This window comes from Actinoplanes sp. URMC 104, assembly GCF_051386375.1.
In the GTDB taxonomy this organism is placed as follows: domain Bacteria; phylum Actinomycetota; class Actinomycetes; order Mycobacteriales; family Micromonosporaceae; genus Actinoplanes.
The window spans coordinates 1-22,459 of record NZ_JBPQTO010000002.1 but is presented as its reverse complement, the minus strand read 5'-3'; the positions used below and the strand labels follow the sequence as shown (position 1 = coordinate 22,459).

The window sequence follows — 22,459 nt, the reverse complement described above, 5'->3', positions numbered from 1 at the left end:
GGCTCGCCGCCGCCCATGCCGGTCTTCCGGGGAGCGGCAGGGGTGATCCGCGCCCGGGTGGGGTAAACGGCGGGACATGGAACAGCTGCAGTGGCTCGCCGTGGTCCGGCACGGCCAGAGCACCGGGAACGTCACCGCGCAGGACGCCGAGACCGCGGGCGTCGAGGAGATCGACATTCCGGAGCGGGACGCCGACGTGCCCCTGTCCGACCTGGGCCGTGAACAGGCCAAGGCGGTCGGAACCTTCCTGGCCGACGCGCGCCCCACGGTGGCCGTCGTGTCGCCGTACCTGCGCACCCGGCAGACCGCCGAGCTGGCGCTCGCGGGCCTCGACGTGCCGATGGTGGTCGACGAGCGCCTGCGCGACCGCGAGCTGGGCATCCTCGACCTGCTCACCGCGTACGGCGTGCAGCAGCGGCTGCCCGGCGAGGCGGCCCGGCGCGCCCGGCACGGCAAGTTCTACTACCGCCCGCCGGGCGGCGAGTCCTGGGCCGACGTGCTGCTGCGGCTGCGGGCGCTGCTGCGCGAGCTGCGCGAGGACCACCCCGGCGGCCGGGTGGTGCTGTTCGGGCACGAGGCGATCGTGCTGCTGGTGCGCTACCTTGCCGAGGGGCTCGGCGAGGCCGAGCTCATGGAGATCGCGCACCGCACCACCGTGGCGAACTGCTCGATCAGCACCTGGCGCGACGAGGGCGGCCGGCTGCGCCCCGAGCTGTTCAACTCCGTCGAGCATCTGCACGCCGAGGACACCGTCCCGACCAGGCAGGAGGACGTCGATGACGAACCGGTTTGAGGAACGGGTCATCACCCTCAAGGTGCTGCGCGAGTGGCCGCTGCCCGATCCGCAGGGCAGCAAGGAGGCCCGCGGCACGGTGCTGGTCGTGGGTGGCTCCAAGTTCACGCCCGGCGCGGTGCTGCTGGCCGGGGAGGCCGCGCTGCGCGCCGGCGCGGGCCGCCTGCAGCTTGCCGTGGCCGAGGAGACGGCGGTGCAGCTGAGCATCGCGGTGCCCGAGGCCAAGGTGGTCGGGCTGTCCCAGGGTGACCAGCTGCGCAAGCTGGCCGAGGGCGCCGACGTGGTCGCGCTCGGCCCCGGCCTGGACGACATCGAGGAGACCACCGCGCTGATGCGCGACGTGCTGGGTGCGGCCGGCCCCGACACCGGGGTGGTGCTCGACGCGTACGCCCTGGGGGCGCTCAGCAAGGACGCCGGGCTGCTGCGCCAGCGGCGCACGGTGCTCACCCCCAACGTGGTGGAGGCGCAGCACCTGCTCGGCCGCGACCCGGGCGACGACCTGGCCGCCGCCTCCGCCGAGCTGGCCGAGCGGCACAACGCTGTGGTGTCGCTCTACGGGCACATCGCCACGCCCGACGGCCGGGCCTGGGTGGAGGAGAGCGGCGACGCCGGGCTGGGCACCTCGGGCAGCGGCGACGCCCGTGCGGGGATCGTCGCCGGGCTGCTCGCCCGCGGCGCCGAACCGGCGCAGGCCGCCTGCTGGGGCGCTTACGCCCACGCGGTGAGCGGCCAGCGGCTGGCGCTGCGGCACGGGCGCACCGGGTTCCTCGCCCGCGAGTTGGTGGACGAGGTCGCGCACACGATTGCAACGGTGTGAGGCGGGTACGGGAGGAAGAGCACCCTCGATACGGAAGGGAGACCCCCGTGACCACCGCACGCGAAATCATGACTCCCGACGCGACCTGCGTGGGCGAGAAGGAGACCCTCGCCGACGCCGCCCGCAAGATGGCCGACCTCGGCGTGGGCTCGCTGCCGATCTGCGGCGAGGACAACCGGCTCAAGGGCATGCTGACCGACCGCGACATCGTCGTGAAGGCGCTGGCCCAGGGCCGCGACGCCTCGTCGAGCACCGTGTCCGAGTTCGCGCAGGGCAAGCCGGTGACCATCGGCGCCGACGACGACACGGACGAGATCCTGCGCACCATGGCCCAGCACAAGGTGCGCCGCCTCCCGGTGATCGACGGCCACCGGCTGGTCGGCATCGTGGCCGTCGCCGACGTGGCCCGCGCGCTGCCGGACCGCCCGGTCGGCGACCTGATCGACGCGATCAGCGAGTGATCGCCACCCTCTGAGAAAGGCCGGTCGGCCGGTTGGCCGAACGGCTCCCACGAGGCGGTCGTGCCCCTGATGGCACGACCGCCTCGCTGTTTTGCGTTCGGCCGGGGACAGTCGGCTCGGTCACAATCGCTGGTGGAGATCGATTGTGCGGCGTGGGAGGCGTAGTGTACGAAACAGTTTCGTTTCGCAGAGCATCCAGGACGGGGGATCACCATGGCTGAGCAGGCGCGAACCGCCTCGCAGCCCGGTCGTTCCCGCAGGCTCGGCGGCGAGCGTGAGCAGGCGATCCTGCGCGCCGCCTACGACCTGCTCGGCGAGACGGGCTACCAAGGGTTGCGGGTGGACGCGGTGGCCGCCCGGGCCCAGGCGAGCAAGGCGACGCTGTACCGGCACTGGCCCACCAAGGCCGAGCTGGTCACCGACGCCGTCCGGACGTGCAAGGCGGCCGACGCGCCGCTGCCGGACACCGGGTCGCTCCGCGGCGACCTGGTGGCCTGGTTCTGCGACATGGCCTGCATGATCGGCAGCGAGGAGGGTCCGATCCTCGCCGGCCTGTTCATGGCCCTGCACACCGACCCGGAGCTCGCCACGCAGCTGCGCCAGATGCGTGACTCCAAGATCCCGCTCGCGGAGACCATCTGCGCGCGGGCGGAGGCCCGTGGCGAGCTGCGCCCCGGCTACGACGCCCGGTTGATCGACGAGATCGTCCCGGCCCTGCTCTTCATGCGGCGGTTCGCCCTCGGAGAGCCGCTCGACCAGGCCTTCCTCGACCACCTCGTCGACGACATCATCCTGCCCCTGCTGACCCGTTCGTAAAGGCCGCACCCGGCCACGCTCCCGCACACCGACACCCCGTCGCCGACGAGGGTGGATCTCCGCATGCCTCCAAGGGGGACGTTCCATGTCCGTCACGACTTCCGACGCCGCCGCTGCGCCGGATATATCGCCCAAGTCACCATCGCGGTGGCTGGCGCTCACCGTCATCGCGGTGTCGCAGCTCCTGATCGTCCTGGACGCCACGATCGTCAACATCGCGCTGCCGACCGCGCAGACCGCGCTGCACATCAGCGACGCCGACCGGCAGTGGATGATCACCGCGTACACCCTGGCCTTCGGCGGCCTGCTGCTGCTCGGCGGCCGGATCGCCGACTTCACCGGCCGCAAGCGGGCGTTCATCATCGGCCTGCTGGGCTTCGCCGCCGCGTCCGCGCTGGGCGGCCTGGCCACCAACGCCGGCACGCTGTTCGCGGCCCGCGCGCTGCAGGGCGCGTTCGGCGCGCTCATGGCCCCGGCCGCGCTCTCGCTGCTCACCGTCACGTTCACCGAGGCCCGGGAAAGGGCCAGGGCCTTCGGCGTGTACGGCGCCATCGCGGGCGGCGGCGGTGCCGTCGGTCTGCTGATGGGCGGAGTTCTCACCGAGTACGCCTCCTGGCGCTGGACGCTGCTCGTCAGCGCCCCGATCGCGATCGTCGCCGCGCTCGCCGCCGTGCGGTTCGTCGGCGAGAGCCGCGCCGAGGGCAACACCCGCTACGACCTGCCCGGCGCCCTCACGTCCACGGTCGGCCTCGTCGCCCTGGTGTACGGCTTCACGAAGGCCAGCGAGGACGGCTGGGGCTCGGCCGTCACCGTCGGCTGGCTGGTCGCCGCCGCGCTGCTGCTGGTCGCGTTCGTGGTGATCGAGCTGCGCAGCTCGCACCCGCTGCTGCCGATGCGCGTCATCCTCGACCGCAACCGCGGGGGAGCGTTCATCGCCTCGCTGCTGATCGGCGTCGGACTGTTCGGCACGTTCCTGTTCCTCACCTTCTACCTGCAGCAGACCCTCGGCTACTCGGCGCTGATGAGCGGTGTGGCGTTCCTGCCGTTCACGTTCGGCATCATCGCCGGCGCGGGCTTCTCGGCCCAGGTGCAGACCCGGTTCGGTCCGCGGGTCCTCATGTTCGGCGGTCTGCTGCTGGCCGCGGCCGGCATGGTGATGCTGACCCGCATCGGCGTGGACACCAGCTTCTGGTCGCACGTGCTGCCGGCCGAGCTCGTGCTCAGCTTCGGCATGGGCGTCACGTTCGGCCCGATGTCCAACACGGCCCTGGTCGGCGTGGCCGACCACGACGCCGGCGTGGCCAGCGCCCTGATCAACACCACCCAGCAGATCGGCGGCTCGCTGGGCACCGCGCTGCTGAACACCATCTTCACCTCGGCCGTGGCCGGCTACCTGACCGACCACCGCGGCGAGGCCACCAGCCCCGACCAGCTCCCCGCCCTCCAGGCGGTCGCCACCGTCCACAGCTACACCGTGGCGTTCTGGGTGAGCGCCGCCCTGATCGGCCTGGCCGCCCTGGTGGCCGTCGTCCTGGTGCGGGCGGGCCGCGAAGAGGCGTCCTCGAACTCCGGAGTCCCCGTGGCGGTCTGACCGCCCCTCCGCTTGCGTCGGCGCCGTCGGGCCTCACCTCCCGGCGGCGCTGTCAGCGCACTTCCCGCCGGCGCCGTCAGAGCTCAGCTCCCGGCGGCGCGGTCGGGGCTCAGCTCTCGGCGGCGCCTGCGGCCTCACCTCCCGGCGGCGCCGGCGGGCCGGGTCAGCGCTATCCAATAGCGCCGGACCGGCCCGTTCTCCGTTTCCCGGACGCAGTCGAGGACGCCGCCGTTGCGCTCGATCGTGCGGGCCGACGCGACGTTGTCCGCGACGCAGCAGACGAGCACCCGGTCCGCGCCGAGCACCGCCCGCGCCTCGTCGAGGATCGCGCCCAGCGCCCAGCCCGCCAGACCCCGGCGGCGCGCGGACGGCCGTACGCCGTACCCGATGTGTCCGAAGCGGTCGTCGGCCTGGTGCCGGAGCGCGATCCCGCCGAGCACGCGGCCGTCCTCCACGATCCAGCGGTACGAGGTGTGCCGCCCGGCCGGGCAGGGCGTGCCGGCCGGATGCGGCGGCCCCACCCGCTCGCGCACCCAGACGGCGAAACCCTCGGGCGAGTCCACGTCGTCCCCGGCCCGCAGGCCGAAGCCGTCCTCGTGCACGCCGGGACCCCACTCGTCGCGGCACTCCAGGAACGCGGCGTGCAGGCGGGTTGTGGGCGCGAGCAGCTCCGGCATGCGGCCAACCTAGTGCGGGCACGCGACAGAGGACGCGCCCCGGGGCGCGTCCTCTGTGTGCGGTGCGGTGCGTTCAGCCGATGCCGTACGGGTTGCCGCTGCCGTAGACCTTGCTCGGCAGGCCCTTGCGCGCCTGCTCCGCCTTGCGGGCGATGTCGATGGCGTCCCACGCGAGGCTCAGGGCCACCGAGGCGGCGATCACCAGCGAGATCCAGCCCTGCACGTCGGCGTCGTCGAGGCCGTCGAACGCCGGGTTGAAGAAGTGCCCGTTCACCAGCAGGTAGACGATGATGCCGCCGGTGACGACGTTCAGCACGGCGTTCACGGCCGCGATCGGGCGGGTCCAGCTGCCCTGGCGGTAGACCCAGACCGACCAGAAGCCCTTGAGGACGAACATCGCGATCAGCACGGGCCACCAGGTGGACCAGTTCGCCGGGTCGAGCAGCGGCACGTCGGTGAACGCGAACTGCTGCAGGACCAGCGCCGTGATCAGCAGGACGGGCCAGAGCAGGTTGGCCGCGAGCTGCACCCGGGTGAGCGCGCCCCGCTCGTACTTGGGCAGGTCGGCCGGCGTCCAGTCGTGCTTCAGCTCGTCCTTGGCCAGGCCGGTGCGCTCGATGACGGCGAACGCCCCGGTGGTCCAGAACGCCATGTGCGCGCCCACGGTGATGATCGTGCTGATCGCCGACCCGATCACCGCGCCGACCCCGTCGCCCGAGGCGATCTGGATGACCGCGGCCACCACCACGATGATCGGCAGCACGGTCGTGAACAGCATGACCATGGCTCGCCGCCACAACCCGTACATCTCCGGGCCGATCAGGAAGTTGGGTCTGTTCGCGTAGCTGTCCGCGAGGCGGTCCGGGTCGCCCAGCTCCAGCAGCGTGTGCTCGACCGCCTCGTCGCGGTCCTCACCCGCCTCGATGCGGGCGTCCACCGCATCCTCGATGGAGGCGCGCAGCTCGCGGTCGATGTCGGAGCGCTGCTGCTCCGGCACGCGGCGCAGGGCGGTGTAGACGTAGCGGTCGACGAGGTCGGCGTTCATTTCGACTCCTTGGCGGGGGTGGTGGGGGTGGAGAGGTCGTTGATGGCGTCGTCGAGGCGCGCCCATTCGGTGCGCAGGGCGTCCGCGACCGCGTTGCCCTGCTCGGTGGTGGTGTAGAACTTCCGCGGCCGCGCCTCGTCGGTGTTCCACGCGCTGGTCAGCAGCCCCTGCGTCTCGAGCCGGCGCAGCAGCGGGTAGAGCGTGTTGGCCTCGACCTCGAAGCCGGCCTCGCTCAACGTCTCGAGCAGCGAGTAGCCGTAGCCCGGCGTCCGCAGCACCGTGAGGCTCGCCACCACCACCGTGCCGCGCCGCAGCTCCTGCAGGTGGCTAGCCAGTGTCGCGTCCGTTGTCATGCTCAACACCATACTGTGTCTCACACACTATAGCAACGTCCTACACCAAGGTGCGCACACGAGCATTGTCGAGGCGACCCCACCCCTACTTCGTCATGGCCGTCCGGCCGCCCTCAATTCACCGTCGCCGTCCCGCGGCGCAGCTCCTTTGCCGGCGGCACGCTTGAGCGGCCGCCCAGCCAGGCCTCGCCACCGCTAACCTCCGGCGTTTCACCAGCGCGGTGCAGCATGCATCCGCGGGATGGTCTCGCCCCGGCGGCGTGTCGCTACCGCCGCCGATCGCCTGTCACGCCACCGCCCATGAGCCCACCGCCGTTAGTCCACCGGGTCAGCCCAGCAGGGCCATCCCGCCGTGGTCAGCCCGCCGCGGTCGCCCCGCCGTGGCCCAGCCGTGGTGGCCCCGCCGTGGTCGCCCGCCGTGGTGGCCCCGCCGCGTCGCCCGCCGTGGTCGCCCGCCGTGGTGGCCCCGCCGCATCGCCCGTCGCGGCCGACCGCCGTGGTCGCCCCTGCCGCGGTCAGCCCATCGCCGCCAACCCTCCACAGCGCGTTCGGCTGGTGCAGCATGCATTCGCGTGATGCGATTGGACGTCCCGGCGGTGTGTCGCTACCGCGCCGATCACCTGTCAGCCTCCCACTTTCAGCCCACCGCCCGATAGCTCACCGCCGTCAGCCCGACCGCTCCGCAGGCTCTCTCGCCCGCGCGGTGAGCGGTGCAGCATGCATTGCGTTATGGCGTCGATGCCTCGGTAGCCAACCCCTTCCACTGGCGACCGCCGTCAGGCGATCTTTAGCCCCACAGAGCACCTCCCGCACCAACCCTGCGGTGCAGCATGCATCGCTGAGCGAGCTGCTGAGGCGGCGCACCTGCGGCCATGACGAAGGAGACGCACGTCCTTACGGACGTCCTTGAGGTGAGGAGGACCCGCGACATGACAAGGAGGGCGGACTTAAGACCATGACCAGAAGCGAAAGTCGAACAGGCCGACGCCTCAGGAGGCCGGCTCGGCGGCCCCCGCCTTCTCCGCCGCGCCGGAGCCACCGCCAGAGCCGTCATCGGAGCCACCGCCGGAGCCGTCATCGGAGCCACGGTCCGGGCCGTCCTCAGAGGCGGATGCATCGTGGGTGACGGCGTCCGCGGACTTCGGGATCAGCGCAGCCAGCACCACCATCACGGCGGCCACCAGCAGCAGGCCGAGGAAGATGCGCTGGACGGCGTCGGTCAGCTTGGCCGGATCCACCCGGTCCCCGCCGCCCACGATGGCGTTGGCGATGGCGCCGAAGACGGCCGCGCCGAGGGCGCTGCCCAGCGACCGCAGGAAGATGTTGTTGGCGGTCACGACGCCGCGCTCGGACCAGCCGACGCTGGACTGGGCGGCGATCAGCGTGGGCGCCGCGGTCAGGCCCATGCCCAGGCCGATGATCAGGCAGTACGCCCCGACGGCGTACACCGACGAGCCCTCGTCGAGCAGCAACAGCAGCGCGGAGCCGAAGAGCACGAGCGTGGTGCCGGCCAGCGCGCACATCCGGAACCCGTACCGCAGGTAGACCCGTCCGGCCTGGCTGGCGGAGATCGGCCAGCCCAGGGTCAGCGCGGCCAGCGCGAAGCCGGCGACCAGCGGCCCGTACCCGAGCACGTCCTGGACGTAGATCGGCACGTACGAGCTGAGCCCGAGCAGGATGGCGCCGACGCCCACGGCGAGCTGACCGCTGGTCACCAGCAGCCGGCGCCGGAACACCCACAGCGGCAGCACGGGGGCGGCGGCGCGGCGCTCGGCGAGGCCGAACAGCACGAGCAGCGCCAGCCCGCCGGCGAGCACGATCAGGCTGACGGGGGAGTCCCACGCCCACGCCTGGCCGCCCTCGAGCACGCCCAGGATCACCAGCGTGAGCCCCACGGTGAGCAGCGCCGCCCCGCGGTAGTCGATGGCGGGCCGGCCCCGGTCCATCCGTTCGGTGAACTTGGTCAGGATCATCGCGCCGGCGAACAGGCAGAGCGGGACGTTGATCAGGAAGATCCAGCGCCAGTCCGCCCACTCGCTGAACACGCCGCCCAGCGTCGGGCCGACCACCGACGAGACGCCCCAGACGCTGGCGACGTACCCCTGCACCTTGGAGCGCTCGCGCACCGAGTAGAGGTCGCCCACGATCGTGATGGTGGTCGGCGCGATCGCCCCGGCGCCCAGGCCCTGCACCACCCGGAAGATGATCAGCGCCAGCATGTTCCACGCGAGGCCGCACAGCACCGAGCCGAGCAGGAACAGCCCGATGCCCCACAGGATGACCGGCTTGCGGCCGAACAGGTCGTTGAGCTTGCCGTAGATCGGCACCGAGACGGCCTGGGCGAGCAGATAGACCGAGAACAGCCACGGGAACTCGGTGAAGCCGCCGATGTCCTTCACGATCGAGGGCACCGCGGTCGCGATGATCGTCGAGTCGATCGCGATCAACGCGGTGGACAGCATCACGGCGGCGAGGACGGGCCCGCGCTCGGACCGCAGTCCGACATTGTTCTCCGGCACCCTGTTCACCTACCCCCGGAATCCGTCTTCAGCCCGGCGCAGCGGCCGAGAAGAGTCGGACATCACCCCCGTACGGCGGATGATCGGGCGATCCGGCTCGGCCGACCGCACGACCGTCCTAGCCTGGCCGGGTGGCATGTGTGGTGGTGGCCGAGGACAACCCTGACCACCAGCGAGTGATCGCTGAGGTGGTCCGGCGGCTCGGGCACGAGGTCGTGGTGACCGGGGACGGACGGGCGGCGCTCAAGGCCATCGCCGAGCACCGGCCCTCGCTGGTCGTGGCCGACGTCGACATGCCGCACCTGGACGGGCTGGAGTTGTGCGCGGCGATCCGGCACGACCCCGAGATTGCCGGCACCCGGGTCGTGCTGGTCACGGCGTACCTGCTGCCGGGCGACCCGCGGCTGACCGGGACGGGCGCGCTCGCGGTGATCGGCAAGCCGTTCGGCGTCCCCGAGCTGAGCGAGGCGCTGCGCGCGCACCTGGGCACGGCCGAGCCCACCGTCGAACCGGAGCCGATCGGCACGCCGCCGGCGAACAACCCCGCCCTCCTCGAGGCGCTGCTGGACTGCCTGGACAGCGGGGTGGCGGCCTGTGACGCCTCGGGGCGCGTGGTGCTGGCCAACCGCAAGATGCACGAGTTCATCGGCGCGGGCATCCGGGACGTCCCGGTGGCCGACGCCACGCACAAGTTCGTCCTGCTCCACCCGGACGGCACCCCCTTGCGTACGCACGAGCTCGCGATCTCCCGTGCGCTGGCCGGTCAGGAGGTGCAGCAGTCCGAGCTGCTCGCCCACGACGACCTGGGCCGCCCGCGGTGGTTCTCGGTGAACGCCCGCCCGGTGCGCGACGAGTCGGGCGCGGTGACCGGGGCGGTGACCGCGATCCACGACGTGACCGGCCTGCACCGCACCCGGCAGTTCCAGCACTGCGAGAACGAGGTGCTGAAGGTCATCGCCGACCATCCGCACGCCGCCGACGCCACCGACCGGATCCTCGAGGCGATCGGCGTCGCGCTGGGCTGGCCGTACCTGCGGTTGTGGCTGGTCGACGAGGTGACCGACCTGCTGCGCCCGGCCGGCGTCCACACCGCCCCGAACGAGCGCTCCCTGCCCGTGCCCGTCAGCATGGCCCGCGGCGCCGGCCTGGCCGGGTCGTGCTGGCAGCGCGCCGACCTGATCTGGGTGCCCGACCTGCGGGCCGCCGACTCGCCGGTGCTGCCCGGCATCGTCGAGGGCAGCGACTACCGGGCGGCCGGCGCCGTGCCGGTGCGCAGCGGGGACCGCGTCGTCGGCGTGCTGACCTTCTTCGCGTACGACCGGCAGGAGCCCGACCCCGCGCTCGGTGTGCTGCTGACCGGCCTGGCGAGCCTGATCGGCGCGTTCCTCGAGCAGCGCCGCGCCGAGGTGCTCGCGCTGCACCTGGCCGCCGCCACCGACGAGTACATCGCGCTCGTGGGCCACGAGCTGCGCACGCCGCTGACCTCGATCGGGGCGTACGTCGACCTGATCGCCGAGTCCCCCGACGAGGCACGCCTGGGGGAGGTCCGCGAGCTGCTCGAGGTGGTGCAGCGCAACAACGCGCGCCTGCGCGACCTCGTCGAGAAGCTGCTGGACCTGGCGGCTCTCGAGTCGGGCCACGCCCAGCTCGCCACCGGCCCGGTCGACCTGACCGGGGTCGTCACCGCCGCGGTCGACGCCGTGACGCGCCGCGCCGCCGGCCGCGGGATCACCGTGCACGCCACGCTGCCCGGCGAGCTGGTCGTCCCCGGCGACGCCGAGCGCCTGCGCCAGGTCGCCGACGCGCTGCTCGAGAACGCCGTCAAGTTCAGCCGCGCCGACTCCACGGTCACCGTGTCGCTCGCCGACGACCAGGGCGAGGCCGCCGTGCTGACCGTCGCCGACAACGGCCCCGGCGTCGCGTCCGCCGAGCAGCCCCGCCTGTTCCGCCGTCTCTACCGCGGCGGCAACGCCCGCCACACCGGCATCCCCGGCGCCGGCCTGGGCCTGGCCCTCTGCCGCGTGGTCGTGGAACGCCACCACGGCACGATCACGCTGGAGTCCAACCAGCTCACCGGCACCACGGTCATCGTCCGCCTGCCCCGCACCCGCGACTGAGCCGCGACGACGCCCCGCGGCGGAGCTGTATGTTCTGCCGGCGAGCGACCTCGAGCTGGCCGAAGACCTGCGCGCTGCCGTCGGCGACTTCGTGCGGCGGGTGCGGGCACACGGCCGGATGCCCGCCCACCGAGCCGCCGTCCTCGGCCACCTCGACCGCGCCGGGCCGCTCTCGATCGCCGAGCCGGCCCGCCGCGAGCAGGTATGAATCGCTCAGGCGAGGGGCCGACCGGCGGACTGCGTCTCGGTGGGCTGCGGGGCGGCGTGGTGGGTCAGGACGGCCCCGGTCATGAAGGTGGCCCCGACCGCCAGCGCCCCGAGCACGCCCAGCGAGATCTGCTGCTGCAGGTGGTCCTGGCGCGTGTGGTCCGACTCGGTGACGACGGTCGTGCGGCCGTTGTCGGTCAGCACGTACTGGCCGTCGCGCAGCTCGGGGCTGCCGTCGAGGCCCGCGAAGGCCACCACCACGGCGAGCCAGAACGCGAAGAACAGCACCCCGGCGAGCATGCCCGCCCAGTGCGGCACGTGCGGCGGCACCCACGAGGTCAGGCTCCACGGGCTGCGCGGGCGCGTGGTGCGGTAGTACCACCGGTTGCCGATCACCCCGGCGATCACGCCCGGCACGGTCAGCGCCGCGGCCACCGCCACGGCCGCCGCGGTCGGCACCAGCCGTACGCCTGCCAGCAGCCCACCGATGAGCGCGGCCGACCACAGCAGGCCGGCGGAGCTCATCGCGCTGCACACGATCAACCACCGCTGCGGAATCATCAGAAATGGACGCTAGCGGCCCACGCGCCTCAGCGTGGCCGAATCAGCCGGAGCGCCCTGCCGTCGCCCTACGACACTTGCGGACGGCGGGCGCGCGGGGCGTGCCGGCGGTAGGCGCTCACGGTCGGGTCGCCCTTGATCCAGAAGCGCCAGGCGACGTCGTGCGCGGCGGTCACGCCGACCCGCGGCCCGGCCTCGACGACGAAGGGGTCCGCGGGACCGTCGGTGAGGGTCAGCGGCCCGGTCCCGTCGATCACCGACGTCCCGTTCGCGCTGCGGTCGAGCGCCAGCACCTGCATGAGCTTCGCGGGCCCGGCGGCCAGATCCGTGTCCTTGCGCGCGGCGGGCCGGCGCTCCCGGGCGTACGGGAGGCCCTCGACCACCTCGCCCGCGCGCAGCAGCACCGCCGCGGCGCGGCCCTCTTCGCCGCAGACGATGTTCGCGCAGAAGTGCATGCCGTAGATCTGATAGACGTACAGCCGCCCGGCGGGACCGAACATGACGGCGTTGCGGCTGGTCATCCCGCGGTGCGCGTGCGACGCCGGGTCCTCGCCGAGACCGCTGTACGCCTCGACCTCGGTCAGCCGGACGGTGACGCCGTGCGCGGTGAGCCGCCGCCCGAGCAGTTGCCGCGCGGCCTCGTCCACCTCGCTCGCCGGAAGATCGAGCCACGAACTGTCCACAGGGACACCCAAGCACACCCGCGAAGCGCCATGATGGTGGGGAACGTAAGCGACGAGGCGAGGCATGCGACCCGATCCCGACCGGCTGCAGCAGTGGGTGCTGCGCGATGGCGTCCCGGCCTCCGGGGTCGGCGCCCGGCTGGGTCTGAGCCGCGCCGCGGGCTACGGCTGGCTGCGCCGCTACGGCATCGTCGCGGGTGCCCCGTTCGTGCCGCAGGATCGCCTGATCGGGTTCTGGCGGGCGGGCATGCTGGCCTCGCGCATCGCGATCGAGACCGGTGTCGCGGCCGACGGCGTCCGCGAGCGGCTGGTGACCGCCGCCGTGCTCGTGCCCGACCGCAGCTACTTCGTGATCGGCTCCCCGGAGGACCCGCTGCCCGAGCGGCTGCTGCGCGACTGGGTCGTCCGGGAGGGCTTCACCGCGGCGCAGGTGGCCGCGCTGACCGGCACCACCGCGCGCCAGGTGCGCTACCGCCTCGCGCACTACAAGCTGTCGACCGGCCGGCCCGGCCCCGCGCCGCGGCTGCGCCGCCGGTTGACCCGCGAGACGCTGCTGCGGCTCTACCAGGACGAGGGCCTCAGCTGCCCGCGCATCGCCGAGCGGGCCGGGGTCAGCGCCGAGGCCGTCCGCGAGCTGCTCGTCGAGTACGGCATCGAGCGCCGCAGCAGCGGCAGCCGCCCACGCCCCGCGCCGCCGCCGATCGCCGAGGCGCCCCCGCCGCAGCCCCACCGCCATCAGGCGAACCTCGACCGGGCTAGGGCCGCCTGCGCCCACTCCAGGGAGCTGGTCGCCACGGCCCGCGAGACCCTCGCCAGGGTCGGCGCACCCGTCTAGGGCTTGCGCCCCACGGCCCCGAAGATCGACGCCTCGACCGGGCTGGGGCGCTCCTCGGCGTCCGGGTCGGGCCGCCAGTCGCCGACCGGCGCGATCCCCGGCTCGACGAGCTCGAGGCCGTCGAAGAACGACGCGAACTGCTCCCGGGTTCGCGGATGCACGTCGGAGCGGCCGGTCCGCAGCGACTCGTCCCACGCCGCCTTGAGCTCGGGCGTCAGCAGGTCGGTGGTCGCCATCGACATGACCAGGTGGCTGCCGGAGGGCAGCGCGTCGACCAGCGTCCGCACGATCCGCTGCGCCTGCTCCTGCTCGGGCAGGAAGTGCACGACCGCGACCAGGATCAGCGCGACCGGCTGGGCGAAGTCGAGGATCTCGGCCGTGGCCAGGATGCGGGCCGGGTCGCGCAGGTCCTGCTCGAGGTAGCGGGTCGCGCCCTCGGGGGTGCTGGTGAGCAGCGCCCGGGCGTGCACCATGACCATCGGGTCGTTGTCGACGTACACGATCCGTGACTCCGGCGCGATGCGCTGCGCGACCTCGTGGGTGTTGTCGGCGGTGGGCAGGCCGGTGCCGATGTCGAGGAACTGGCGTACGCCCGCCTCGGCCGCCACGTAGCGCACGGCCCGCCGCAGGAAGGCGCGGTTCGCCCGGGCCGCGATGCGGGCCGCCGGGTACGACTTGGCGAGCAGGTCGCCGGACTCGCGATCGGCGGCGAAGTTGTCCTTGCCGCCCAGCCAGTAGTTGTAGCGCCGGGCCGGGTGGGCCACGCCGGTGTCGAACCTGTCGGTCATGGCGGCCATCCTAATTGGATCATCGGCGGCGGCCGGCCGCTCACCCGCAGCGGCGTCGATCTTTAGATCTCGGTGTCCCGAACCTTAAGGACTTCTTAGCCGGGCGGATCAAGCCCCGGGTGACCCGCATAGTGGGGTCGCGCTGTCCCCACCGATCCCCGAGGTGCCTTTCCCGTGTCGATGTCCGCTGCCGCCCGTTTCCGCTACACCCTGGTGGCCGGCGCCACCGCCGTGGTGATCGGAGGCGGCTTCACCTTCGCCGGGCTCACCAAGGACGCCGACGCCGAGACCACCACGGTCACCACCGGCGCCGAGCAGCCGCTCGCCGCCGACCCCGGCACCCCGGCGGCGCCCCTGGCCGACACGTCGGCGCCGCCCACCCTGCCGCCGTCCCCGTCGGCCTCCGCGTCCCCGTCGGTCAAGCCCACGACCAAGGCGCCGGCCACCACCGCCCCCGCGCGCAAGAAGACGCAGACGACCTCGCCGCGGCCCACGCCGACGAAGAAGAAGACCAAGAAGCCCAGCACCAGCGCGCCGCAGACCAGCGGCTCGGTCGCCGAGCAGGTCCTCGCGCACATCAACGCCGCCCGCAAGGACGAGGGCCTGGGCACGCTCAGCCTCGACGCCGACCTGTCCCGGGCGGCCGCCATCCACACCCAGCTGATGATCGACGGCTGCGGCCTGTCCCACCAGTGCCCGGGCGAGGGCGGCATCGGCGACCGTTTCAGCGCGCAGGGCGTCAAGTGGTCGGCCGCCGCCGAGAACATCGGCTACGGCTCGAGCGGCTCCAGCGACGCCGCGAAGGTGCAGGCGGCCAACGGCCTCACCGACAGCATGCTGGCCGAGACGCCCCCGAACGACGGGCACCGCAAGAACCTGCTCAACCCGGGCCTCAAGCGCATCGGCCTGAGCATCGTCCGCGACAGCAAGGGCGTCACCTGGATGACCCAGGACTTCGTCAACTGACGACCGCCACCGGGCCGGGCCGCCGCGGGCGGCCTAGAGTGCAGCCGTGGTCAAGATTCTCAAGAACCTCCTCCGCCGTGTGACGGCACGTGTCTCCGCCGTGCCGGCGCCTCGCGCCCCGCAGGCGGCCCCGCGCCCGCGCCATGTGCCCACCCACGAGCGTGGCCGCCACATCGAGTACGCCCCCGACCGCGACGGCGACGCCGACCCCGGCGAGATCGTGTGGACCTGGGTGCCGTACGAGGACGACCCCTCGCAGGGCAAGGACCGCCCGGTGCTCGTGGTCGGCCGCGACGGCCGCGACGTGCTCACGCTGATGCTCTCCTCGCAGAGCGAGCGCGACGGGCAGCACAACTGGCTGGCGCTCGGCCCGGGGGACTGGGACCGCGAGGCCCGCCCGAGCTGGATCCGGCTGGACCGGGTGATCGAGGTCGACGCCGACGGCATCCGGCGCGAGGGCGCGATCCTCGACCGCGCCCGCTTCGACGAGGTCGCCGCTCGGCTCCGCCAGGAGTACGGCTGGCGCTGAGCTCGCGCCTTCGGTGGACGGACCGGCGTGCCGGCCGGATAGCGTGGGGGCATGGATAAGGACGTAATGGTCGGTTTCGGCGGCAAGCAGGCCTGGCTCGCCGTCCGTGCCGACGGCCGGGACGGCCCGGACGTCGATCCGCAGAGCCTGCTCGCCGCGCTGGGCCTGCGCGACCTCGGCGAGGTGCCGTGGCGCGACGGCATCGACCTGGCCCACCTGACCGACGACCGGCTCGCCGTCTCGCCGCCGCTGCCCGGCGCGCGCGACCAGCTGTGGGTGCTCGCCACCGGCCGCTGGCTGATGCGGCCCGGCACGCCGGTCGAGGTCGCCGGGCTCTCCGCCGAACTCGGCACCGAGGTGCAGCTGTTCGCCACCCACCGGGTCACCGAGCTGCACCGCTGGCAGCGCGCGGTCCGAGGTGAGCTCGTGCGCGCGTTCGGGTATGTGGGTCAGACCGGCGAGGTCACGTCGTGGCACGGCGAGCCCGACCCGGCCGAACGCGACGCCGGCCTGCCCGGCGTGCTGCAGGAGGAGACAACCGTCCTGGTGGGCGAGAAGGACGTGCTCGCCGTGGCGGGCGCCTGGAGCATCGACCCCACCACCCTGACCGGGCGCCCGGCGCCGGGACCGCTGCGGATAGGCGCGGCCGACTGAGAGGGTCACCATGCGCAAGTTCGTCATCATGGGAGTGCAGGGCAGCGGCAAGGGCACGCAGAGCGAGCTGCTCTGCAAGGACCTGGACCTGGTGCACATCTCCGTCGGCGACATCTTCCGCTGGAACGTGCAGAGCCACACCAAGCTCGGCGCTCAGGTGCGCCGCACCATGGCCGCCGGCGAGCTGGTCGGCGATGACCTGGTCGAGTCGGTCGTCCGGGAACGGCTCGACCGGCACGACTGGAACTACGGGTTCGTCATCGACGGCTTCCCACGCAACGGCCGGCAGGCCGAGTTCTTCATGGAGAGCTACGACATCGACGCGGTCATCCACCTCGAGCTGGCCGAGGACGAGGTGCGCCGCCGCGTGCTCAGCCGGCGGCTGTGCCCCAACTGCGGCATGGACTACAACCTGATCGCCGACCGGCCCGAGGTCGAGGGCCGCTGCGACATCTGCGGCCACCAGCTGATCACCCGCGCCGACGACACCCCCGAGGCGCTCGACGCCCGGCTGCGCGACTACCACGAGAAGACCCGCCCGGTGCTCGACCTGTTCGGGCGCAAGGAGGTCGTCCACGACATCGACGCGAGCCCGGGCTCCGACCAGGTGCAGCAGGCCATCCGCGACTCGCTCGGCCTGCCGCCCTGGAAGCCGGCCGCCTAGAACTCGATGCCGCGCTTGTGCAGCTCGGCCTCGATCGCGTCGCAGACCGCCTCCACCACGGCGAACCGCGCGTAGTGCTTGTTGTTGCCGGGGATCACGTGCCACGGCGCCCACGTCGGGTCGCAGCGCTCGAGCATCTCCTCGACCGCCGCCTCGTACGCGGGCCGCTTCTCGCGGTTGCGCCAGTCCTCGTCGGTCAGCTTCCACTGCCGCAGCGGGTCACCCGCCCGGTCCTCGAAGCGGCGCAGCTGCTCGTCCTCGGACACGTGCATCCAGAACTTGACCATGATCATGCCCTCGTGCACGAGCGTCCGCTCGAACTCGACGATCTCGTTGTACGCCCGCGACCACTGGTCCTTGCTCGCGAAGCCCTCGACCCGCTCGACCAGCACCCGCCCGTACCAGGACCGGTCGAACACCGCCATGCCGCCCCAGCCGGGCAGCTTCGGCCAGAACCGCCACAGGAAGTGGTGGCGCTTCTCGTCGTACGTCGGCGCGGCGAACTGCGAGACGCGGACGTGCCGCGGGTCGAGCGGGTTGACCAGCCGTTTGATCGCGCCGCCCTTGCCCGAGGCGTCCCAGCCCTCGAACACGCAGCACAGCGGCGGGCCGATCTCCTTCGTGCCGATCTGCCCGCCGAGGATCAGGCGCAGCCGCAGCAGCCGCTGCTGTGCCTCCTCGAGACGGGCCACAGCCTTCTTCTTCGAGATGTCGATCGGCGGATCCCCGCTGCCCAGGCGACTCATCCGTACAGCATGGCCGAAACCCGGTGTCCTTGCGATCGGGGCGTGCGGGACAATTCCCGGGTGACTCTCGTAGACGACCTGACATGGCGTGGACTGATCCAGGACTCGACCGACCCGGCCGCGCTGGCCGAGGCGCTCACCGGCGGGCCGATCACGTTCTATGTGGGCTTCGACCCCACCGCCGCGTCGCTGCACGTCGGCAACCTCATGCAGGTCGTGACCGCGCGCCGGCTCCAGCAGGCCGGGCACCGTCCGCTGCTGCTGGTCGGCGGTGCCACCGGGCAGATCGGCGACCCGCGCGAGTCCGCCGAGCGGATCCTGAACTCGCCCGAGGTGGTCGAGGGCTGGGTCGAGCGCATCCGCGCCCAGCTCGCGCCCTTCATGACGTACGAGGGTGACAACGCGGCGACGCTGGTCAACAACCTCGACTGGACCGGCCCCACCTCGGTCGTCGAGTTCCTGCGCGACGTCGGCAAGCACTTCCCGGTCAACAAGATGCTCGCCCGCGACGTGGTGCGCAACCGGCTCGAGAGCGGCATCAGCTTCACCGAGTTCAGCTACCAGCTGCTGCAGGCCAACGACTTCTACCAGCTGCACGTGCGGCACGGCTGCGCGCTGCAGTTCGGCGGCTCCGACCAGTGGGGCAACATCACCGCCGGCGTCGACTTCGTGCGCCGCCGCGGGGCCGGCCCCGTGCACGCCTTCACCACCCCGCTCGTGCTCAAGGCCGACGGCACCAAGTTCGGCAAGAGCGAGGGCGGCGCGGTCTGGCTCGACCCCGAGATGACCAGCCCGTACGCGTTCTACCAGTTCTGGATCAACGCGGACGACCGCGACGTCAACAACTACCTGCGGTTCTTCAGCTTCAAGAGCCGCGAGGAGCTCGAGGAGCTCGAGAAGGCGACCGCCGACCGTCCCCAGGCCCGGCTCGCCCAGCGCGCGCTGGCCTCCGAGATCACCGCGCTCGTGCACGGCCCCGCCGAGGCCGAGCAGGCGGTCATGGCCAGCCAGGCCCTGTTCGGGCGCGGTTCGCTCGACGACCTCTCTCCCGAGACGCTGCGTGCCGCTCTCGGAGAGGCAGGACTTCTCGCCGTACGGGGTGAGATGCCCACCTACGCGACCCTGCTCCGCGAGTCCGGCCTGGTGGCCAGCGCCAACGAGGCCCGCCGCACGATCACCGAAGGCGGCGCCTACGTGAACAACGAGCGCATCACCGACGGCGAGGCCGTCCCCGCACCCACCTCCCTCCTGCACGGTCGTTTCCTCGTCCTGCGCCGCGGCAAGCGCACCTTCGCCGGCGTCGAGTATTCCGCCTAGGCCGTTTTTCAGAGGCGTCGATGTCGCGGCATGGCGGTGATCGATAACTGAAGAGGTCTCCGGTGGTTGGTTCAGCGACCAAGCCAGAACTTCACACCGGAGACCTCGTGCCGCGCGTAGCGGCAGCAAAGCGACACGACTTCACCCCGTGCTGTGGGCGGTTCTCGAGCCGTTGCTGCCCGCGGGGAAGGGTCGTGATCGGCCACGCAGATGGACCGTCAGAATGATCGTCGACGGGATCCGGTGGCGGGTCCGCACCGGCTCACCCCGGCGCGACGTCCCGAGGTGTATCCGCCCTGGCAAACCTTGTATCGGTTCCGCCGCCGGCAGCGTGACGGCGTCTGAGTTCTTCCTAGCCTCGTTGCGGGCCCGAGCGGATGCGGCCGGGCTGATCGGCTGGACGGTCAGCGTCGATTCGACCATCCAGCCGCGCTCATCAGCACGCGGCCGGCGCCCGGCGCGACGGTCACGCGCAGAAAGACCCGCCCGGTGGGGTGCAGGCCAAGCCGGCCGATCACGGACTCGTGCGTTCGCGGGGCGGCCGGACCACCAAGACCCATCCGGCCTGCGAGCAAGTCCGCAAACTGATGGCTGTGGTGGTGACCGCCGCCCGGCGCGGTTGGAGCCCGCAGTTCATCACGGTGCTGACCAAACTCCGCGTCGCTCGCATCGGTGTCGGCCGGCCCCGGACGCGACCGGACATGGTCCTGGCCGACAGGGCATACACGTCTAAGGCCGACCGACCCCACCTGCGCTCATGTGGCATCCGCGCATGCATCCCGCGCCCAGCGCAAGGCCAAAGGGTCGAAGGGCGGACGCCCGCCCTCGAGGCCGAGGCCTACCGCCTGCGCCACGCCGTGGAGTGCGGCATCAACCAGCTCGAACAACACCGCGCCATGGCCACCAGGTACGACGAACTCGCCGCCCGCTACGAAGCCGGCCTCACCATCGCCGCCATCAACCAGTGGCTTCGAGCCCTACGAAACTCGGCCTGGACGGGCCCCGACCCCGCTCGTCCACATTCCGCCGCTGTCCACATTCCGCCGCTGTCCACAGCCCCTCAGCAGAGATCGCCTCCTTCCGCCACACTGACCAGCGGGGGCCCCCTGGGAGGGCGGGCCACGTGTGCGACCCAGTGCGCGGCCCGGTGTGCGGACCCTTGTGACGCGGCTCGCAGGGGGCCGATTTGGCGCCCGCCACGGCGACCTGTAATGTTTACCGAGCCGCCAGGGAGACGGGCGAGCGAGCGGGACTCTTCGGAGGCCCGGCGCGGCCGTCCTGGAGGAACCCCGAGGAATTGCTCCGGCGAAAGCTGGTGTACATTTCTGCGGGCTCGGACAGATTCGGATCGCGAATTTCCGGTTGATTACCGGGGTTTGACGAGAAGGAAAAGCCCGAGTAAAGTTGAGCGAGTGCCCCGGAGCGGTTGGCCGGGTGTGGTTGTTCTTTGAGAACTCAACAGGGTGCTTGATAAGCCAGTGCCAAGAATGATTTACCCCTGGCTTGTCCTTCGGGATGAGCTGGATTCCTTTGGCAACTTTTTGTTGCCGGGACGATTGTTCAACAAGTTTTTGTTGGAGAGTTTGATCCTGGCTCAGGACGAACGCTGGCGGCGTGCCTAATACATGCAAGTCGAGCGGACAGGCCTTCGGGGTGCTCGAGCGGCGAACGGGTGAGTAACACGTGGGTAACCTGCCTGTAAGCTTTGGGATAACTCCGGGAAACCGGGGCTAATACCGGATAGCTTCTTTGAACCGCATGGTTCAAATATAAAAGGTGGCTTCGGCTACCACGATGGACCCGCGGCGCATTAGCTAGTTGGTGAGGTAACGGCTCACCAAGGCAACGATGCGTAGCCGACCTGAGAGGGTGATCGGCCACACTGGGACTGAGACACGGCCCAGACTCCTACGGGAGGCAGCAGTAGGGAATCTTCCGCAATGGACGAAAGTCTGACGGAGCAACGCCGCGTGAGTGATGAAGGTTTTCGGATCGTAAAGCTCTGTTGTTAGGGAAGAACAAGTACCGTTCAAGTAGACGGTACCTTGACGGTACCTAACCAGAAAGCCACGGCTAACTACGTGCCAGCAGCCGCGGTAATACGTAGGTGGCAAGCGTTGTCCGGAATTATTGGGCGTAAAGGGCTCGCAGGCGGTTTCTTAAGTCTGATGTGAAAGCCCCCGGCTCAACCGGGGAGCCGGTCATTGGAAACTGGGGAACTTGAGTGCAGAAGAGGAGAGTGGAATTCCACGTGTAGCGGTGAAATGCGTAGAGATGTGGAGGAACACCAGTGGCGAAGGCGACTCTCTGGTCTGTAACTGACGCTGAGGAGCGAAAGCGTGGGGAGCGAACAGGATTAGATACCCTGGTAGTCCACGCCGTAAACGATGAGTGCTAAGTGTTAGGGGGCCTTTCCGCCCCTTAGTGCCGCAGCTAACGCATTAAGCACTCCGCCTGGGGAGTACGGTCGCAAGACTGAAACTCAAAGGAATTGACGGGGGCCCGCACAAGCGGTGGAGCATGTGGTTTAATTCGAAGCAACGCGAAGAACCTTACCAGGTCTTGACATCCTCGACAATCCTAGAGATAGGAGGTCCCCTTCGGGGGCGAGTGACAGGTGGTGCATGGTTGTCGTCAGCTCGTGTCGTGAGATGTTGGGTTAAGTCCCGCAACGAGCGCAACCCTTGTTCTAAGTTGCCAGCGTTAAGTCGGGCACTCTAAGGTAGACTGCCGGGGACAAACCGGAGGAAGGTGGGGATGACGTCAAATCATCATGCCCCTTATGACCTGGGCTACACACATGCTACAATGGACAGAACAAAGGGTAGCGAAACCGCGAGGGGAAGCCAATCGCACAAAGCTGTTCTCAGTTCGGATCGGAGTCTGCAACTCGACTGCGTGAAGTCGGAATCGCTAGTAATCGCAGATCAGCAACGCCGCGGTGAATACGTTCCCGGGCCTTGTACACACCGCCCGTCACGTCACGAAAGTCTGTAACACCCGAAGTCGGTGGCCTAACCCGCAAGGGAGGGAGCCGTCGAAGGTGGGGCTGGCGATTGGGACGAAGTCGTAACAAGGTAGCCGTACCGGAAGGTGCGGCTGGATCACCTCCTTTCTAAGGAGCACCTTCCACCGAAAGGTGGCAAGGAGCCTGCGACCTGCGAATGTCAGGTCGAGGAGCTCAAAGGCGGAGACACTGGCCAGTCAGGATCCGGCAACGGCCGGCATCGCTAGTACAACCCTTCGGGGTGTGGAACACGAGCTGGTGCGGCTGGGACCTGGCGACAAGAGATAGCACCCTGTTGGGTATCTGAAAGAAC

The 22,459-nt window shown here is 70.8% G+C and carries 21 protein-coding genes, 1 rRNA gene and 1 pseudogene; 15 read left to right on the top strand and 8 right to left on the bottom strand.

Annotated elements, in window-relative coordinates; all coding sequences use genetic code 11:
• Positions 1-76 precede the first annotated feature (76 nt).
• From ACSNN8_RS01010 to ACSNN8_RS00990, 5 genes are all read left to right on the top strand, one after another.
• Positions 77-793 (top strand): histidine phosphatase family protein, encoded by a 717-nt coding sequence (locus tag ACSNN8_RS01010; RefSeq protein ID WP_436646244.1) that lies wholly within the window; start codon positions 77-79, stop codon positions 791-793.
• Positions 777-1,610, top strand: a complete 834-nt coding sequence (locus tag ACSNN8_RS01005) for an NAD(P)H-hydrate dehydratase (RefSeq protein ID WP_436646242.1) — start codon at positions 777-779, stop codon at positions 1,608-1,610. Before ACSNN8_RS01010 ends, ACSNN8_RS01005 begins: the two co-directional genes overlap by 17 nt.
• A 47-nt stretch (positions 1,611-1,657) precedes the next feature.
• Positions 1,658-2,071 carry a CBS domain-containing protein gene (locus ACSNN8_RS01000; protein ID WP_436646241.1) on the top strand — a complete coding sequence of 138 codons (414 nt, stop codon included), beginning with the start codon at positions 1,658-1,660 and terminating at the stop codon, positions 2,069-2,071.
• A 213-nt stretch (positions 2,072-2,284) separates the two neighbouring features.
• On the top strand, positions 2,285-2,887 hold the full coding sequence (locus ACSNN8_RS00995) for a TetR/AcrR family transcriptional regulator (RefSeq protein WP_436646239.1): 603 nt from the start codon (positions 2,285-2,287) through the stop codon (positions 2,885-2,887).
• Between the two features lie 85 nt (positions 2,888-2,972).
• Positions 2,973-4,478 (top strand): MFS transporter, encoded by a 1,506-nt coding sequence (locus ACSNN8_RS00990; protein ID WP_436646238.1) that lies wholly within the window; start codon positions 2,973-2,975, stop codon positions 4,476-4,478.
• Between the two features lie 134 nt (positions 4,479-4,612).
• Here ACSNN8_RS00990 and ACSNN8_RS00985 read toward each other — a convergent pair whose 3' ends face one another.
• The 4 genes from ACSNN8_RS00985 to ACSNN8_RS00970 form a co-directional block, all read right to left on the bottom strand.
• Positions 4,613-5,155: a GNAT family N-acetyltransferase gene (locus ACSNN8_RS00985; RefSeq protein WP_436646236.1), complete on the bottom strand. Its 543-nt coding sequence runs from the start codon at positions 5,153-5,155 to the stop codon at positions 4,613-4,615.
• 73 nt (positions 5,156-5,228) lie between these two features.
• The gene (locus ACSNN8_RS00980; RefSeq protein WP_436646234.1) at positions 5,229-6,200 is read right to left on the bottom strand and encodes a permease prefix domain 1-containing protein; all 972 of its coding nucleotides are present in this window, start codon (positions 6,198-6,200) and stop codon (positions 5,229-5,231) included.
• Positions 6,197-6,553: a PadR family transcriptional regulator gene (locus tag ACSNN8_RS00975; protein ID WP_436646233.1), complete on the bottom strand. Its 357-nt coding sequence runs from the start codon at positions 6,551-6,553 to the stop codon at positions 6,197-6,199. The genes ACSNN8_RS00980 and ACSNN8_RS00975 overlap by 4 nt, the downstream gene beginning before the upstream one ends.
• A gap of 989 nt (positions 6,554-7,542) precedes the next feature.
• On the bottom strand, positions 7,543-9,072 hold the full coding sequence (locus ACSNN8_RS00970; RefSeq protein WP_436646232.1) for an MDR family MFS transporter: 1,530 nt from the start codon (positions 9,070-9,072) through the stop codon (positions 7,543-7,545).
• 131 nt (positions 9,073-9,203) lie between these two features.
• Here ACSNN8_RS00970 and ACSNN8_RS00965 point away from each other — a divergent pair, with 131 nt between their 5' ends.
• Positions 9,204-11,189, top strand: a complete 1,986-nt coding sequence (locus ACSNN8_RS00965) for an ATP-binding protein (protein ID WP_436646230.1) — start codon at positions 9,204-9,206, stop codon at positions 11,187-11,189.
• A gap of 213 nt (positions 11,190-11,402) precedes the next feature.
• On the opposite strand, the gene ACSNN8_RS00960 is transcribed toward ACSNN8_RS00965, so the two are convergent.
• Together ACSNN8_RS00960 and ACSNN8_RS00955 are read right to left on the bottom strand one after the other, a co-directional pair.
• Positions 11,403-11,957 carry a hypothetical protein gene (locus tag ACSNN8_RS00960; protein WP_436646228.1) on the bottom strand — a complete coding sequence of 185 codons (555 nt, stop codon included), beginning with the start codon at positions 11,955-11,957 and terminating at the stop codon, positions 11,403-11,405.
• Between the two features lie 68 nt (positions 11,958-12,025).
• Positions 12,026-12,640: a DNA-3-methyladenine glycosylase gene (locus tag ACSNN8_RS00955; RefSeq protein WP_436646227.1), complete on the bottom strand. Its 615-nt coding sequence runs from the start codon at positions 12,638-12,640 to the stop codon at positions 12,026-12,028.
• A 64-nt stretch (positions 12,641-12,704) separates the two neighbouring features.
• On the opposite strand from ACSNN8_RS00955, the gene ACSNN8_RS00950 reads away from it, so the two are divergent.
• Entirely contained in the window at positions 12,705-13,475 is a 771-nt protein-coding gene (locus ACSNN8_RS00950) for a hypothetical protein (RefSeq protein WP_436646225.1), read from the top strand.
• Here ACSNN8_RS00950 and ACSNN8_RS00945 read toward each other — a convergent pair.
• On the bottom strand, positions 13,472-14,263 hold the full coding sequence (locus tag ACSNN8_RS00945; protein ID WP_436646223.1) for an SAM-dependent methyltransferase: 792 nt from the start codon (positions 14,261-14,263) through the stop codon (positions 13,472-13,474). The genes ACSNN8_RS00950 and ACSNN8_RS00945 overlap by 4 nt on opposite strands.
• A 180-nt stretch (positions 14,264-14,443) precedes the next feature.
• Between ACSNN8_RS00945 and ACSNN8_RS00940 the strand changes: the two genes are divergently transcribed.
• Genes ACSNN8_RS00940 through ACSNN8_RS00925 form a run of 4 tightly spaced genes read left to right on the top strand, consistent with a single transcriptional unit; the run spans position 14,444 to position 17,076 of the window.
• Positions 14,444-15,229 carry a CAP domain-containing protein gene (locus ACSNN8_RS00940; RefSeq protein WP_436649352.1) on the top strand — a complete coding sequence of 262 codons (786 nt, stop codon included), beginning with the start codon at positions 14,444-14,446 and terminating at the stop codon, positions 15,227-15,229.
• Between the two features lie 46 nt (positions 15,230-15,275).
• A complete protein-coding gene (locus ACSNN8_RS00935; RefSeq protein WP_436646222.1) occupies positions 15,276-15,758 on the top strand; it encodes a type II toxin-antitoxin system PemK/MazF family toxin in 483 nt (160 codons plus the stop codon).
• Between the two features lie 51 nt (positions 15,759-15,809).
• Positions 15,810-16,412: a hypothetical protein gene (locus ACSNN8_RS00930; RefSeq protein WP_436646221.1), complete on the top strand. Its 603-nt coding sequence runs from the start codon at positions 15,810-15,812 to the stop codon at positions 16,410-16,412.
• Between the two features lie 10 nt (positions 16,413-16,422).
• Positions 16,423-17,076 (top strand): adenylate kinase family protein, encoded by a 654-nt coding sequence (locus ACSNN8_RS00925; protein WP_436646219.1) that lies wholly within the window; start codon positions 16,423-16,425, stop codon positions 17,074-17,076.
• On the opposite strand, the gene ACSNN8_RS00920 is transcribed toward ACSNN8_RS00925, so the two are convergent.
• Positions 17,073-17,822 carry a polyphosphate kinase 2 family protein gene (locus ACSNN8_RS00920; RefSeq protein ID WP_436646218.1) on the bottom strand — a complete coding sequence of 250 codons (750 nt, stop codon included), beginning with the start codon at positions 17,820-17,822 and terminating at the stop codon, positions 17,073-17,075. The genes ACSNN8_RS00925 and ACSNN8_RS00920 overlap by 4 nt on opposite strands.
• Before the next feature lie 9 nt (positions 17,823-17,831).
• On the opposite strand from ACSNN8_RS00920, the gene tyrS reads away from it, so the two are divergent.
• The 4 genes and pseudogenes from tyrS (at position 17,832) to ACSNN8_RS00900 (ending at position 22,254) form a co-directional block, all read left to right on the top strand.
• Complete coding sequence (tyrS, locus tag ACSNN8_RS00915; protein ID WP_436646216.1) at positions 17,832-19,139, top strand: tyrosine--tRNA ligase; 1,308 nt, start codon at positions 17,832-17,834, stop codon at positions 19,137-19,139.
• 148 nt (positions 19,140-19,287) lie between these two features.
• Positions 19,288-19,386 (top strand): annotated as a pseudogene (locus tag ACSNN8_RS00910) (IS5 family transposase); the annotation flags it as partial.
• Between the two features lie 247 nt (positions 19,387-19,633).
• Positions 19,634-20,590 carry a transposase gene (locus tag ACSNN8_RS00905; protein WP_436646214.1) on the top strand — a complete coding sequence of 319 codons (957 nt, stop codon included), beginning with the start codon at positions 19,634-19,636 and terminating at the stop codon, positions 20,588-20,590.
• A gap of 120 nt (positions 20,591-20,710) precedes the next feature.
• Positions 20,711-22,254: ribosomal RNA gene (locus ACSNN8_RS00900) — 16S ribosomal RNA — on the top strand.
• Positions 22,255-22,459: the final 205 nt, after the last annotated feature.

Excerpts from the sequence above, each read along its gene's own strand:
- ACSNN8_RS00985 (WP_436646236.1), bottom strand. The coding sequence starts at position 5,155 with ATGCCGGAGCTGCTCGCGCCCACAACCCGCCTGCACGCCGCGTTCCTG.
- ACSNN8_RS00950 (WP_436646225.1), top strand. The coding sequence starts at position 12,705 with ATGCGACCCGATCCCGACCGGCTGCAGCAGTGGGTGCTGCGCGATGGC.
- ACSNN8_RS00920 (WP_436646218.1), bottom strand. The coding sequence starts at position 17,822 with ATGAGTCGCCTGGGCAGCGGGGATCCGCCGATCGACATCTCGAAGAAG.
- ACSNN8_RS00975 (WP_436646233.1), bottom strand. The coding sequence starts at position 6,553 with ATGACAACGGACGCGACACTGGCTAGCCACCTGCAGGAGCTGCGGCGC.
- tyrS (WP_436646216.1), top strand. The coding sequence starts at position 17,832 with ATGGCCGAAACCCGGTGTCCTTGCGATCGGGGCGTGCGGGACAATTCC.
- ACSNN8_RS00940 (WP_436649352.1), top strand. The coding sequence starts at position 14,444 with ATGTCCGCTGCCGCCCGTTTCCGCTACACCCTGGTGGCCGGCGCCACC.
- ACSNN8_RS00960 (WP_436646228.1), bottom strand. The coding sequence starts at position 11,957 with ATGATTCCGCAGCGGTGGTTGATCGTGTGCAGCGCGATGAGCTCCGCC.
- ACSNN8_RS01005 (WP_436646242.1), top strand. The coding sequence starts at position 777 with ATGACGAACCGGTTTGAGGAACGGGTCATCACCCTCAAGGTGCTGCGC.
- ACSNN8_RS00930 (WP_436646221.1), top strand. The coding sequence starts at position 15,810 with ATGGATAAGGACGTAATGGTCGGTTTCGGCGGCAAGCAGGCCTGGCTC.
- ACSNN8_RS01010 (WP_436646244.1), top strand. The coding sequence starts at position 77 with ATGGAACAGCTGCAGTGGCTCGCCGTGGTCCGGCACGGCCAGAGCACC.
- ACSNN8_RS00925 (WP_436646219.1), top strand. The coding sequence starts at position 16,423 with ATGCGCAAGTTCGTCATCATGGGAGTGCAGGGCAGCGGCAAGGGCACG.
- ACSNN8_RS00990 (WP_436646238.1), top strand. The coding sequence starts at position 2,973 with ATGTCCGTCACGACTTCCGACGCCGCCGCTGCGCCGGATATATCGCCC.
- ACSNN8_RS00995 (WP_436646239.1), top strand. The coding sequence starts at position 2,285 with ATGGCTGAGCAGGCGCGAACCGCCTCGCAGCCCGGTCGTTCCCGCAGG.
- ACSNN8_RS00945 (WP_436646223.1), bottom strand. The coding sequence starts at position 14,263 with ATGACCGACAGGTTCGACACCGGCGTGGCCCACCCGGCCCGGCGCTAC.
- ACSNN8_RS00980 (WP_436646234.1), bottom strand. The coding sequence starts at position 6,200 with ATGAACGCCGACCTCGTCGACCGCTACGTCTACACCGCCCTGCGCCGC.